Consider the following 13,585-nt stretch of genomic DNA (forward strand, 5'->3'; position numbering starts at 1 on the left):
TTAAAGGGTTATTGATTGTCTACGCCGTCTCCCGGATCAACTAACGAGATCACTGCCGAACCGATACAACGTATCGTCAAGATCCGTCGCGACTATAACAATTGGGTAGCGAACGAGACCATAGAGGATTATGCACTGCGCTATACGCCGCGCGCGTTCCGCAAATGGTCTATCTTGCGCGTCTCGAACACGGCACTGGGCGCGATCTCTTTTCTGGTGCTGGAGGCGATCGGTGGCACCATCACCATCAATTACGGTTTCCCGAATGCCTTATGGGCTATCCTGGCGGTAGGGGCAATCATCTTTCTGACTGGTCTGCCTATCAGCTATTACGCCGCCAAATACGGGCTGGATATGGATCTGCTGACGCGTGGCGCCGGTTTTGGTTATATCGGTTCTACCATCTCCTCGTTTATTTACGCCTCGTTCACTTTTATCCTGTTTTCGCTGGAAGCGGCGATCATGGGCTATGCGCTGGAACTCTATTTCCATTTGCCGCTATATCTGGGTTACCTGGTCAGTGCGCTGATCGTGATCCCGCTGGTCACGCATGGCGTGACCTTGATCAGCCGTATCCAGATGATCACGCAGCCGATCTGGATCGCGCTGATGTTCCTGCCTTTTTTCGCTATCCTGCGCGCAGATCCGAATGTGGTCAGCCGCCTGAGTGATTTTGCCGGGGTGTCGGCCAATGGCGGGCATTTCAACTGGCTGATGTTTGGTGCGGCGACGGCGGTGGGGGTGGCGCTGATCCCGCAAGTGGGCGAGCAGGTGGACTTTTTGCGCTTTATGCCGGCGCGCAATAAAGAGAATTACTGGCGCTGGAACCTGGGCGTGTTGCTGGCCGGGCCGGGCTGGGTGATCCTGGGCATGCTGAAAATGCTGGCCGGAGCGTTGCTGGCCTATCTGGTATTCAACCGTGGCATGCCGGTGAGTTCTGCGGTCAACCCTACGCATATGTACCTGGTGGGGTTTGAACATGTGTTCAGCAACCATGAGATCGCGCTGGCGGTGACTGCGCTGTTTGTCTGCGTCTCGCAGATCAAGGTCAATATGACCAATGCCTATGCCGGCTCACTGGCGTGGTCTAATTTTTTCGCCCGCCTCACGCATAGCCACCCTGGCCGTATCGTCTGGGTGGCATTCAATGTGATGATCGCCATCGTGCTGATGGAGCTGAATGTGTTCCAGGCACTGGAAGAGATACTGGGCCTGTATGCCAATATCGCGATCGCCTGGATCGCGGCAGTGGTGGCTGACCTGGTCATCAACAAGCCACTCGGTTTAAGCCCCAAGGGCATAGAGTTCAGGCGCGCCTATCTGTATGACATCAACCCGGTAGGCGTAGGCGCCATGTTTATTGCGTCGGCGATCTCTATCGCCGCATATACCGGCGTCATGGGCGTGGTCGCGCAATCATTTTCTACTTTTATCTCATTATTCACCGCGATGCTGTTATCGCCGCTGATCGCCTGGTACACCAAAGGCAAATACTACCTGGCCAGGCAGCGCCCGGTCTATCTTCAACCCAGCGCGACCAAGCAGTGCGTGATCTGCGAGCGCGAATACGAGCTCAGTGATATGGCGCAATGCCCGGCTTACGGCGGCGCCATCTGCTCGCTGTGCTGCTGCCTGGATGCCAGGTGCCATGATGCCTGTAAACCGCAGGCGCGACTGAGTGCGCAGTGGGAGGCGTTTAATAAAAAGATATTGCCTGAACGCTTATGGCCGCACCTGAATGGGGGTGTCGCCCATTTTCTGTTGCTGATGGTGATCGCCATGATGCTGTTTGGTGCCACCATAGGCCTGATCTATCTGCATGATTCGCTGACCATAGGTCAGGAGGCACCTGAACTGATGCATCGCTTCCGCCTTGGTTATCTCAAGATCTTCGTCGCGCTGCTGTTTCTGGGCGGCATCGTCGCCTGGTGGCTGGTACTCACCTCTGCCAGCCGGCGGGTGGCGCAGGAAGAATCCAACCGCCAGACCGGGCTGTTGCTGGAAGAGATAGAATCGCACAAGAAAACCGACAGCCAGCTGCAAAAAGCCCGCCAGCTGGCCGAAGAAGCCAACCAGGCCAAGAGCCGCTATATCACCGGCATCAGCCATGAATTGCGCACGCCGCTCAACAGTATCCTCGGTTATGCCCAGCTACTGACCAATGATGACAGCATCCCCGACCATCGCAAACAGGCAATCAAGACCATCAGCCGTGGCGGCGAGCACCTGCTGTCACTGATAGAAAGCACACTGGATATCGCGCGTATTGAAAGCGGCAAAATGGCGTTTGATGTCAAACCGCTGCATTTTCCCGAATTCATCACCCATATCGTCAGCATGTTTGAGATACAGGCGCAAAACAAAGGCCTGAGCTTTCATTTTGAACAGGTGGGCGTGTTGCCGGAGTATGTGCGGGCAGACCATAAACGCCTGATGCAGATCCTGGTGAATATCCTGGGTAATGCGGTGAAATTCACCAGCAAGGGCAGTGTGACTTTCCGTATCAGCTACGCACGCGAGATCGCGCAGATCGAGATCCAGGATACCGGCCCCGGCATTGCGCCTAACGAGGTCGAAAAGATCTTCGAGCCGTTTGAGCGTGGCAGCGCCGCCAATGTGGTCGGCATAGGCGGTACCGGCCTGGGCCTGACCATCAGTAAACTGTTAACCCAGCTGATGGGCGGCGAGATCCATTTCGACAGCGTAGTCGGCTATGGCACGCGTTTTGATATCCGGCTGTTCTTGCCGCAGATCCGCGAAACTGCACATCTGTCCAAACAGGCAGTGCGGCAGCGTACCGGCTACCAGGGCACGCCACGCACCATTCTGGTGGTGGATAATGAAGACGCGGACCGCGAGCTGTTGCGCGATACCCTGCAACCGCTGGGCTTTATCATCCACGAGGCTGCCAATGGCCAGGCCTGTGTCAACCAGTACCAGGCAGTCAAAGCCGACCTGATACTGATGGACCTGGCCATGCCGGTGATGGACGGCTGGGAAGCCGCCTACATCATCCGCGAGGTACACCATTCGCAGATCCCTATCGCCATCGTGTCTGCCAATGCCTATGACCGCAGCCTGGATAACCAGGCCAAGATCCCGGCCCGGGATTTCTTTGTTAAACCGGTGAATCTGGACGAGGTGCTGGATTGGGTAGGCCATCAGCTGCAGCTGACCTGGCGCTATGTCGATAGCAGCCTGGACCGGCAGGCACTCTCTGTCGCCGAGTCGGCAGTGGCCGTTGCTGCGGTCGATACCAAGGCTATCCCGGAAGACTTGCTGGAAAACCTGATGCAGTTCGCCAAGGTCGGCTATGTCAAAGGCGCGCGTGAGGTGATGACTACACTGACTCGCGAATACTCGCACCATCAGACCTTGATAAACGCACTGAATGCGGCCATGGAACGCTTTGATTTTGCTACACTGCAACGCTTGATTGAGGATGCAAGATGACCAACCCAAACTATACCGTGCTGATTGTGGATGATGTGCCGGAGAACCTGGCTTATCTGCATGACGCCCTGGATGAATCGGGCTATCAGGTCTGTGTTGCCAATTCAGGTGAAATGGCCCTGCAGGTCGCACACCTGGTGCAGCCACACGTGATCCTGATGGACGCCATGATGCCTGGCCTGGATGGATTTGCGACTTGCAGGCGTATCAAGGCCACGGCCGAGACCCAGCATATCCCGGTGATCTTTATGACCGGCCTGACCGAGATAGAACATGTGACCATGGCTTTTGATGCCGGTGGCGTTGATTATGTCACCAAGCCGGTGCGCCCGGCAGAAGTGCTGGCACGCGTGAAAGCGCATGTGCAGAACGCCACCAAGATGCATCAGGCCACTTCTGCGCTGGATGCGTTCGGCCAGGCCACCATTGCCATTTTGCCTACGGGGAGACGGCTGGTATGGCAAACACCTTTAGCCAAGCAATACCTGGAACAATATTTTGCCGAATGGGTAGCCAAAGAGGCTTATAGCGCGGTGCAGACCCTGCCCCCCATGATCTACCAGTGGCTGGAAAGTTGCGTGCAGCAATTTGCCGCCGGGCAGACCATGCAGACCCTGAGTGTCAACCAGGGCAATGCGCGGCTCAGTCTCACCGTGGCTAATACCAGTGAAGAGCAATGGGTGATCGTGTTGCGCGAACACTCTGATGAATTGCAGATCGAATCACTGGGTAAAGTATTCCAGTTGACCAAGCGCGAGTCCGAAGTCCTGTACTGGACAGTGAAAGGCAAAACCAATAAGGATGTCGGCGAGATCCTCGGCACCAGCCCGCGCACCATCAATAAACATCTGGAACATGTGTTCCAGAAACTGGGCGTGGAAACCAGAACTGCCGCTGCCTCGCTGGTGACTTCCAAAATCAAGTTCTAGCAGGGTTGCAGCGCTGCTTGTTCTGGCCTGAACCGCATCAGGCCACAGGCTACGCATATACTGCATACGGTCAGCCCGGCATAAAGCCTGGGCTTGTGGCAGATTAGGGATTAATATTCCCGGTAATTCTATTCTCGCACTCACTGATCAATCACGGTTTTCAATAGAAAGGCTGCTATGGATTTGCAACTGAAGGGCAAAAAAGCATTGGTTTCCGGGTCTACGGCGGGGATAGGGCTGGCGATCGCCAGCTTGCTGGCACAAGAAGGAGCCGAAGTGGTGATCAATGGCCGCTCTGAAAGCTCGGTGCAGCAGGCGATAGATGACATTCAGCGCGCCACCGGCAAGACTGTTTCCGGCTTTGCCGGCGATCTGACGCAGGCAGATGTGGCGCAGAAGCTGGTCGCGGCTTATCCCGAGATCGATATCCTGGTGAATAACCTGGGCATTTTTGAACCCAAAGCATTTGCAGATATCCCCGATGAAGACTGGCAACGTTTTTTTGATGTGAATGTATTGAGTGGCGTACGCCTGGCCAGGTTGTATCTGGCCGGTATGCAGCAAAAAGACTGGGGCCGCATCGTGTTTATCTCCAGTGAGAGCGGGGTGCAGATCCCGCCGGAAATGATACATTATGGCATGACCAAAGCGGCACAGATCGCGGTGGCGCGTGGCCTGGCAGAGTCTCTGGCCGGAACGCAGATCACCGTCAACAGCATTCTGCCTGGCCCCACACGTTCACGCGGCGTGGGTGATTTTGTTGAGGCGCTGGCGCAAGCCGAAAACAAGTCTCAAGCCGCCTTTGAACAAGAGTTTTTTGAGCAGGTCAGGCCGACCTCGCTGATCAAACGCTTTGCCAGCACCGAAGAGGTCGCCAGCCTGGTGGCTTATATCGCCAGCCCGCTCTCATCCGCCACTACCGGGGCCGCTTTACGTGTCGATGGCGGTGTGATCAAAAGCGCGTTCTGATCCGCATCCACTGCACCAGCAGGCTTTTTGCACTTGCTGGTGTGCCAAACCGGGTGACTCTGCTGGCCTGGCATGTTATGGTCACCCATCACAGATAAACAGCGGGTAAGACTTGATGCGGTTGTTCCGGCAGGCTCATTCCTTTGACGCACTTGCGCAGCACTATGGCGAACAGTATAAATGGATGGTGTTATGCATCATAGGCCTGGGCACCATCGCCGGGGTGTTATGCACCTCCAGTTTCAATGTGGCGGTGCCGGCGCTGACCAGGACTTTTCATCTGGGCCAGGACCATGTGCAATGGGCCATGACTGCTTTTCTGGCTGCCATGACCATCGCCATGTTGCCCGCCGCCTGGTTACTTGAGCGCTTTGGCCTGCGGCGTGTGTTTATGGCGGCATTGTGGCTGTTGATCGCCGCCAGTATCGCCGGCTTTTATTCGCATACTTTTGTGCATGTCGTCATTGCGCGGCTGGTTCAGGGCCTGGCAGCGGGCGTGTTGCAACCGCTGGGCATCATGGCGCTGATGCGCTTATTCCCGCCCAATATCCAGGGCAGGGCCTCTGGCATATTGATCGTAGGCATCGCTTTCACCCCGGCCATCGCGCCTTCTATCAGTGGCTGGATGCTGGACCAGTTCGGCTGGCAGGCTATTTTTCTGTTAGGCGTGCCGTTTGCCTTGCTGGCGTTGGGCGCCGCCCGCATCTGGCTGCCAGCGCCGCGCAAAAGAGAGGTGCAGCCGTTTGACTGGGCTGGTCTGGGCTGGTTATCTGCCGCTTCCATAGGCCTGATCGAATTTGTTTCCAGCTTGCACCATAGCGGCCTGGTAGCGTTCTGGACCTGGGGTTATGCCATTTTGCTGGTGGTGGCCATGATCTGCTATATCCGCCATGCACAGCGTTTGCCGCATGCCATCATTCAATTACACCTGTTTTCCAGACCTACCTTCAGTCGCGGTACTTTCGTGGCTTTTGCCTATGGCTTCGGCTTATTCGCGTCTACTTATTTGATCCCGGTATTCCTGCAAACCGCCATGGCATTCAGTGCGACTGACGCGGGCCTGTTGTTGCTGCCATCCGGCATCGCGCTGGTGCTCACTATTCCTTTTGCCGGGCGCATGGCCGATCAACTGTCACCCAGGCGCATCACGCTGGCGGGCTTGTCTATCTTTGGCGCGTCGTTTCTGGTGTTTGTTGTGGCTGCCGACACCGTGCAATACTGGGAGATAGTCGCCGCGACCGTGGTCGGCCGTATCGGGCTGGGCATGATACTGCCTGCGCTCAACCTGGCTACCCTGCACGAGATGGAGCCGCAGCATCTGGGCCAGTCTTCGGTGGTCGTCAGTTATGCCAGACAACTGGGTGGCGTGGTCGGCGTGACCATGATGGCGGTATTTCTGGAGTGGCGGCAGGAGGTGTGCGGCGCGAATGCTGCGGGCATCTTCCAGGCTTATGCGCAGGGCTTTTTGTTGCTTTCGGTGGTGTTTGTGCTGGCGATCGTGGTCGCCATCGGCATGAAGGATGCCAGGCGCTGATAACCTGTTTTAAAGTAGCGATCTTCAGGTTTTAAAGTATCAATCGCCAGGCCTGCATGCCGGACTGTTGAAAACCGTGCTGCCGGTAGAGCTGCTGGGCGGCTGCATTGTCGTGGTCGGTGAGCAGGGTGATCCTGAGTATCTGCTGTGTGCGGGCGTATGCCAGTGCATACTCCAGCAATCGCGCGCCTACGCCCTGACCACGGTAGTCAGGCTGCACCACCATATCTTCCAGTAAAGCGACCCGGCCACCGAGAGCGGTGGAGATGGTGTAGAGCAAACTCACCATGGCGATCACTACCCCTTCATGTCTGGCGACCAGGATGCGGCCGCTATCCGCTTGTTGCAAGATGGCAGTCAGGCCTTGTTGCTGGGCGGCGGTGTCAGGGCTGAAGTCGTGTTCTTGCGCAAACAGCAGTGTGAGCAGGGCGCTTAATGACTGCAGGTCAGCCAGCTGCGCAGTCTCAAAAGAAATCTTGTCGAGTTTCTTTTTAGCCAGCTGCGCCCGCTGAAAAGAAATCGCAGTGTCAGATATCTTTTTCATAAACTTGATATCTGCACACTGCGATCATATGGCTGAGTGGTTGTTTAAGGCTTATTTTTCAACAAAAGCCTTTTCAATCACGTAATCGCCTAGTTCGCCGATACGTGGTGAAACCTTGAATCCGCGCTTGTCCAGCATGTCGGCGGTATCCTTAAGCATGGCCGGGCTACCGCAGATCATGGCGCGGTCTGTTTCAGGGTTCAGCGGTGGCAGGCCGATATCTTCGAACAGTTTGCCACTTTCTACCAGGTCAGTCAGGCGGCCCTGGTTCCTGAATGGTTCGCGCGTCACTGTCGGGTAGTAGATCAGCTTGTTTTTCACTTCTTCGCCAAAGAATTCATTGTTCGGTAATTCCTGGCTAATAAAGTCGGCGTAAGCGAGTTCATTCACATGACGCACACCGTGGATCAGGATCACTTTTTCAAAGCGGTCATACACTTCTATATCCTGGATCAGGCTCATGAACGGAGCCAGGCCGGTACCAGTCGAGAAGAAATACAGGTTTTTACCTGGTTTCAGATCGTGGGTGACCAGGGTGCCGGTAGGCTTGCGGCTGACCAGTAAAGGGTCGCCCACTTTCAGGTGTTGCAGGCGTGAAGTCAGCGGGCCGTTAGGCACTTTAATGCTGAAAAACTCCAGATGTTCTTCATAGTTCGGGCTGGCGATACTGTAAGCGCGTGTCAGTGGCAGGCCGTCTACTTCCATGCCTATCATGACAAACTGGCCGTTCTCAAAACGCAAACCTGGGTCGCGCGTGGCCTTAAAACTAAACAGGGTGTCGTTCCAGTGATGAACGCTCAATATCGTTTCTGTGGAATATTTTTTATTACTCATGTCTTATTTTTACTCGCGACTAGGCAAAGGGTTTGAATTTAAAGGGTTTATTCTAAATTGGTATTATAGCGCAGCTGTCAGTTCTGGCACGGCCTCAAACAAGTCTGCCACCAGGCCGTAGTCAGCGATCTTGAAAATCTGCGCTTCCGGGTCCTGGTTGATCGCGACTACCACCTTACTGTCCTTCATGCCATAAGCATGCTGGATGGCGCCGGAGATACCGACGGCGATATACAGTTCAGGCGCGACCACTACGCCGGTCTGGCCGACTTGCAGGTCGTTGGGTGCGTAACCGGCATCCACCGCGGCACGGCTGGCACCAATGGCGGCATGCAGTTTGTCTGCCAATGGCGCGATGACCTGGGCGAAAGCGTCGGCACTGCCCAGGGCACGGCCGCCGGAGACCACTACTTTGGCAGCGGTCAGCGCCGGGCGCTCGGATTTGTTAAAGGCTTCTGATACCCAGCGGCTGCCTTGCGGCGCAGCAGGCGTTGCGATCGGTTTGATCGCGGCACTGGCACCGCCGGCGGCAACTGCGAATTTGCTGCCTCTTACGGTCAATACCTGGATAGCATCCTGGTTGTGCACGGTGGCCAGGACGTTACCGGCATAAATGCCACGCACATAAGTGTTTCTATCCTGGATCTCCAGCACGTCGGACAGCATGTTCACGTCCAGCAAAGCGGCCACGCGCGGCAGTACGTTTTTGCTGAAAGCGCTGTGCGCTGCCAGCACCACAGTGTAACTGCCGGCCAGTGGCACGATGATGTCAGCCAGGTGTTCTGCGGTCGGGTGTTGCAAGGCCGCATCGCTGGCGACCAATACACTGTCTACACCCTGCAAGGCGGCCACTTGTGCGGCAACTGCCTCGGGCTGGGCGCCGGCGATCAATACATCTACCGGCTGTTGCCAGTGTTGCGCAGCGGTGACGGCACGCGCCACTTGTTCATTCAAATGCTGGCCGTCATGTTCGGCGATAATCAGTGTTCTCATCTAATGATCCCTTCGTGTGAGCGCAATTTGCTCAATAATTCATTCACATCTTTCACCATGACGCCAGCCGGGCGTGCCGGTGGTGCGGCTACCTTCAGTTGCTGCACATTGTGGCTGAGGGAGACATTGAGAGAATCCAGTGGCACGTTCTCCAGCGGTTTTTTTCTTGCCATCATCAGGTTGGGCAGTTTGACATAGCGTGGTTCGTTGAGGCGCAAGTCAGCTGTGATCACCGCTGGCAGGCTGACAGACAGGGTTTGTGTGCCGCCATCGATCTCGCGCACCACAGTCGCCTGGTCACCTTCTATGCTGATTTGCGAGGCGTAAGTGGCCTGTGGCAATTTCAGCAGGGCTGCCAGCATCTGCCCGGTCTGGCCGGCATCATCATCAATGGCTTGCTTGCCCAGCAAAATGAGGTTGGGCTGTTCGCGCTCTACTACCGCTTTCAACACTTTGGCTACGCCCAGCGAATGCAGGGTCTCCTGGGTTTCTATCAGCATGGCACGGTCTGCACCCATGGCTAGCGCATGGCGCAGGATATCCTGGTTTGCGGCACCGCCTATGGTGACGGCAATGATCTCGCTGACTATGCCTTTTTCTTTCAGGCGTATGGCTTCTTCAATGGCATTTTCATCAAACGGGTTGATGCCCATTTTGACGCCCTCGATATCCACATCAGAACCATCTGCCTTGACGCGTACCTGGATGTTATAATCAACGACCCGTTTGATCGCTACTAATGCTTTCATAAAGTGCTGCTTTCCATAGATGTTCTAGCCTAGGTGTTCTAAATTTAGCTGTTCTAAATCGTAACCGAGCATTTTAAGCTAGCTTGTAATATTTATTAAATTGATTATTATAATAATATATATCTATTTTATAGATTAATGTTAAGGCGACTAAAACGTTGCCAGATCCTTTTATCCGCAATGAAATACACGCTCAGGCAATTAGAGATATTCGTCGCTATCAGTCGTGCTGGTAGTGTCTCGCGTGCCTGTGAGCAATTAGCATTATCGCAATCGGCTGCCAGTACCGCGCTGATCGAGCTGGAAAAGCAATTCGAGATCCAGCTATTTGACCGCGTCGGCAAAAGTTTACGCATCAACGAAAGCGGACAACAGCTATTGCCCAAAGCGGTCGAGTTGCTGGACCGTGCCCGCGAGATCGAGCGCATGCTGCATGGCCAGCAAGGTTACGGGCATTTGAAGATCGGTGCCACGCTGACGGTAGGTAATTATCTGGTCACCTTACTGGTTGCCAAATTCCTGCAACAGTATCCGCAAAGCCATATCCAGCTGCAGGTGCAAAATACGCGCACTATCGTAGAGCAAATTGCGAATCATACACTGGATTTGGGTATGATAGAGGGCGAGTGTAACCACCCGGATATCGCCGTGGCGCCCTGGATCGCCGATGAACTGGTGATTTTTGCTGCGCCTACGCACCCGCTGGCACAGATCGCGCAGACTGGTAAAACCATCTATAAGTCTGATCTGTTATTGCAGCCATGGATAGTGCGTGAAAAAGGCTCGGGCACCCGCGAGACGTTTGACCGTGCATTCAGCCAGGATTATTCCAGGCTGAACATCACGCTGGAACTGGAACATACCGAGGCGATCAAGCGCGCGGTTGAGTCAGGGCTGGGCATAGGCTGTATCTCCAGGCTGGCACTCAAAGACGCATTCAGGCGCGGTAGTCTGGTGCCTATCGAGAACCACAGCCTGCAGTTTCACCGCAATTTTTATTTTTTATGGCACCGGCAGAAATACCAGACCGGCGGTATCCGCCAGTTTCTGGCGTTTTGCCAGGCGTTCACCCAAGGGGCGACGCGTAGTGATTTAATTGATATCCCGGCGATTGCCTGATGGCAGGAACCTGAATGTTGGAGGAAGCATGGAAAGAGATGTAATGGAATATGATGTGCTGATCGTCGGGGCTGGCCCGGCAGGATTATCAGCCGCCATCCGTCTCAAACAACTGGCACAGGCACAAGGGCAGGAACTGGGCGTGTGCGTACTGGAAAAAGGCGCCGAAGTCGGCAGCCATATCTTCTCGGGCGCGGTGTTAGACCCCAGGGCCTTGCAGGAGCTACTGCCGGACTGGCAGGCTCTGGGCGCGCCACTGCATACACTGGTCGCTAAAGATACCTTTGTGGTGTTAGGCCAGGAAAAACACTGGGCCTTGCCGGAATGGACCCTGCCGCCGCTGATGCGCAACCATGGTAACTATATCGTCAGCCTGGGTGAAGTCTGCCGCTGGCTGGCAGGTCAGGCCGAAGCACTGGGGGTAGAGATCTACACCGGCTTTTCTGCACAAACGCCAAGTTATGATGAAGCCGGCCGCATGGTCGGTGTCATCACTGGCGATATGGGCCTGGATAAACAGGGCGAACCTACGGCGAATTTCACGCCTGGTATCGAGATCCGCGCCAAATATACCCTGGTGGCCGAAGGCACGCGCGGTTCGCTGACCAAACAGCTTGAGGCCCGCTATGGTTTACGCACGGCGGCCAGCCCGGCCAAATATGGGCTGGGGTTCAAAGAGATCTGGCGCATCCAGCCTGAGTTGCACCAGCAGGGCCTGATCGAACATACGCTGGGCTGGCCGCTGGATGCCAACACCGGTGGCGGAGGCTTTATCTACCATCATGGCGAAAACCTGGTGTCAGTCGGCTATGTGGTACACCTGGATTACAGCAACCCGTATCTGTCATTGTTTGATATTTTTCAGACCTATAAGACCCAGCCCAAGCTCAAGGCACTGCTGGCAGGCGGGCAACGCATCAGTTATGGCGCGCGTGCCATTTCAGAAGGCGGCATACAGTCATTGCCAGAGCTGGCCTTCCCCGGTGGCGCATTGCTGGGGTGCAGCGCTGGCCTGGTCAATGTGCCCAAGATCAAGGGCACCCACTATGCCATGAAATCCGGCATGCTGGCCGCCGAGTCTGTGTTTGAAGCCATCCAGCAAGGCGCGCCGGAAATACTGGCCAGTTATCCGCAAAAACTGCGTGCCTCATGGGTATGGCAGGATCTAAGCGCCGTGCGCAATGTGAAACCCTATCTGTCACGCTGGGGCACATGGGTAGGCACCGTGCTGGGCGGTGTGGAAATGTGGTTGTCAGGCTTTGGCATCACCTTGCCGTGGACCCTTAAACATACGGTCGCCGATCACGCCACCCTGGATGAAGCCAGGAATAGCCGCCAGCCGGAGTATGCCAAGCCGGACGGAGTGCTGACTTTTGATAAGCTCAGTTCAGTCAGCCTGTGCAATATCGGCCATGATGACCAGCAGCCCTGCCATTTGAAACTGACGGTGCAGGATATCCCCGAACGCGTCAATCTGCCGCGCTATGCAGGGCCTGAGCAGCGCTATTGCCCGGCGGGGGTGTATGAGTTTATTGAGCAGCAAGGGCAGCAGGTACTGCAGATCAATGCGCAAAATTGCATTCATTGTAAGACTTGCGATATTAAAGACCCGACGCAGAATATTAACTGGGTACCACCGGAGGGTGGCAGCGGGCCGAATTACGTTTCGCAGTGATAGGATTGATTTCGTGGCGGTTGGTTTATGAGCAATCGTGCGCGCTACATTCGCCCGTCATTCCGGCGGAGGCCGGAATCCAGGCAAGGTGAATGCTTAGCTTGGTTGCAGCAAAGAACCGGCGGTGCACTTTCTATGAAGTTTTAATCGGTATTTCTTTGCTCTAGTTCAGTGCTCTGATTCACCGTTGTTTTTCGCCTCTAGGCGAGTTACTTTTCTTTGCTTGCCCAAAGAAAACGTAACCAAAAGAAATGCACCCTAGCTTCCGCTTTTTCCCTGCGTTGCTCGTCAACGTGGGCGTCCAACGAAACTCGCCCTAGCGGCCTGCACACAACGCAGGCCACCGCGGAACTCGAACAGACGCTGGCCGAAAACTCCCACGCTGACTGCGCTACTCGGCGCGTCAGATAGGGGCCCGTTAAAACCACACGCTCTTAGTTAAAAGAGACTCGCCGCATTTATTCCCGCGCAAACATTGAAATAAAACAAAGCAAAAAACGAAAATGAAACAAAAACCCACCAACAAACCAAAAGCATTGGTTTGTTGGTGGGTTGGTTTGTTGGTTTGTTGGTTTGTTGGTTTTAGTTTTGGAAGTTAAGAGGGTTACTAAGCGCCCTGTGCAGTTAGAGCTTCACTACTCTCTAAACGTGGTGGGTCTAAACGGGCCCCTATCTGACGCGCCGAGTAGCGGAGTCAAAATAAGGAGGAAGGGAGCGACTGTCTGAGCTCCGCGGTGGTCTGCGGGGTGTGCAGGCCGCTAGGGCGAGTTTCGCGACCGCTTATTT

At 55.1% G+C, this 13,585-nt stretch carries 10 protein-coding genes; 6 read left to right on the forward strand and 4 right to left on the reverse strand.

Annotated features, from left to right (window positions below; genetic code table 11):
• Positions 1 to 15: 15 nt before the first annotated feature.
• The 4 genes from ACT6RZ_RS12925 to ACT6RZ_RS12940 all read left to right on the forward strand — a co-directional run bounded on the left by ACT6RZ_RS12925 (position 16) and on the right by ACT6RZ_RS12940 (position 6,885).
• Positions 16 to 3,453 (forward strand): hybrid sensor histidine kinase/response regulator, encoded by a 3,438-nt coding sequence (locus ACT6RZ_RS12925; protein ID WP_444702508.1) that lies wholly within the window; start codon positions 16 to 18, stop codon positions 3,451 to 3,453.
• The gene (locus ACT6RZ_RS12930; protein WP_444702509.1) at positions 3,450 to 4,382 is read left to right on the forward strand and encodes a response regulator; all 933 of its coding nucleotides are present in this window, start codon (positions 3,450 to 3,452) and stop codon (positions 4,380 to 4,382) included. The genes ACT6RZ_RS12925 and ACT6RZ_RS12930 overlap by 4 nt, the downstream gene beginning before the upstream one ends.
• A 177-nt stretch (positions 4,383 to 4,559) precedes the next feature.
• Positions 4,560 to 5,351, forward strand: a complete 792-nt coding sequence (locus tag ACT6RZ_RS12935; RefSeq protein ID WP_444702510.1) for an SDR family NAD(P)-dependent oxidoreductase — start codon at positions 4,560 to 4,562, stop codon at positions 5,349 to 5,351.
• 115 nt (positions 5,352 to 5,466) lie between these two features.
• Entirely contained in the window at positions 5,467 to 6,885 is a 1,419-nt protein-coding gene (locus tag ACT6RZ_RS12940) for an MFS transporter (protein ID WP_444702511.1), read from the forward strand.
• Positions 6,886 to 6,916: 31 nt separating this feature from the next.
• Here ACT6RZ_RS12940 and ACT6RZ_RS12945 read toward each other — a convergent pair whose 3' ends face one another.
• From ACT6RZ_RS12945 to ACT6RZ_RS12960, 4 genes are all read right to left on the reverse strand, one after another.
• Positions 6,917 to 7,429, reverse strand: a complete 513-nt coding sequence (locus ACT6RZ_RS12945) for a GNAT family N-acetyltransferase (RefSeq protein WP_444702512.1) — start codon at positions 7,427 to 7,429, stop codon at positions 6,917 to 6,919.
• Positions 7,430 to 7,480: 51 nt separating this feature from the next.
• The gene (locus ACT6RZ_RS12950) at positions 7,481 to 8,263 is read right to left on the reverse strand and encodes a ferredoxin--NADP reductase (protein WP_444702513.1); all 783 of its coding nucleotides are present in this window, start codon (positions 8,261 to 8,263) and stop codon (positions 7,481 to 7,483) included.
• Positions 8,264 to 8,326: 63 nt separating this feature from the next.
• Positions 8,327 to 9,256, reverse strand: a complete 930-nt coding sequence (locus ACT6RZ_RS12955; protein WP_444702514.1) for an FAD-binding protein — start codon at positions 9,254 to 9,256, stop codon at positions 8,327 to 8,329.
• The gene (locus tag ACT6RZ_RS12960; RefSeq protein ID WP_444702515.1) at positions 9,253 to 10,005 is read right to left on the reverse strand and encodes an electron transfer flavoprotein subunit beta/FixA family protein; all 753 of its coding nucleotides are present in this window, start codon (positions 10,003 to 10,005) and stop codon (positions 9,253 to 9,255) included. Before ACT6RZ_RS12960 ends, ACT6RZ_RS12955 begins: the two co-directional genes overlap by 4 nt.
• Positions 10,006 to 10,185: 180 nt before the next feature.
• On the opposite strand from ACT6RZ_RS12960, the gene ACT6RZ_RS12965 reads away from it, so the two are divergent.
• The gene (locus tag ACT6RZ_RS12965) at positions 10,186 to 11,124 is read left to right on the forward strand and encodes a LysR family transcriptional regulator (RefSeq protein ID WP_379056587.1); all 939 of its coding nucleotides are present in this window, start codon (positions 10,186 to 10,188) and stop codon (positions 11,122 to 11,124) included.
• Positions 11,125 to 11,152: 28 nt separating this feature from the next.
• Positions 11,153 to 12,799, forward strand: coding sequence for an electron transfer flavoprotein-ubiquinone oxidoreductase (locus tag ACT6RZ_RS12970; RefSeq protein ID WP_444702516.1), 1,647 nt, complete (start codon positions 11,153 to 11,155; stop codon positions 12,797 to 12,799).
• Positions 12,800 to 13,585 lie beyond the last annotated feature (786 nt).

It is taken from the genome of Methylophilus sp. (genome assembly GCF_052437885.1).
In the GTDB taxonomy this organism is placed as follows: Bacteria; Pseudomonadota; Gammaproteobacteria; order Burkholderiales; family Methylophilaceae; genus Methylophilus.

Coding starts and splice junctions, on each gene's coding strand:
- ACT6RZ_RS12945 (WP_444702512.1), bottom strand. CDS start 7,429: ATGAAAAAGATATCTGACACTGCGATTTCTTTTCAGCGGGCGCAGCTG.
- ACT6RZ_RS12935 (WP_444702510.1), top strand. CDS start 4,560: ATGGATTTGCAACTGAAGGGCAAAAAAGCATTGGTTTCCGGGTCTACG.
- ACT6RZ_RS12930 (WP_444702509.1), top strand. CDS start 3,450: ATGACCAACCCAAACTATACCGTGCTGATTGTGGATGATGTGCCGGAG.
- ACT6RZ_RS12970 (WP_444702516.1), top strand. CDS start 11,153: ATGGAAAGAGATGTAATGGAATATGATGTGCTGATCGTCGGGGCTGGC.
- ACT6RZ_RS12940 (WP_444702511.1), top strand. CDS start 5,467: ATGCGGTTGTTCCGGCAGGCTCATTCCTTTGACGCACTTGCGCAGCAC.
- ACT6RZ_RS12960 (WP_444702515.1), bottom strand. CDS start 10,005: ATGAAAGCATTAGTAGCGATCAAACGGGTCGTTGATTATAACATCCAG.
- ACT6RZ_RS12955 (WP_444702514.1), bottom strand. CDS start 9,256: ATGAGAACACTGATTATCGCCGAACATGACGGCCAGCATTTGAATGAA.
- ACT6RZ_RS12965 (WP_379056587.1), top strand. CDS start 10,186: ATGAAATACACGCTCAGGCAATTAGAGATATTCGTCGCTATCAGTCGT.
- ACT6RZ_RS12950 (WP_444702513.1), bottom strand. CDS start 8,263: ATGAGTAATAAAAAATATTCCACAGAAACGATATTGAGCGTTCATCAC.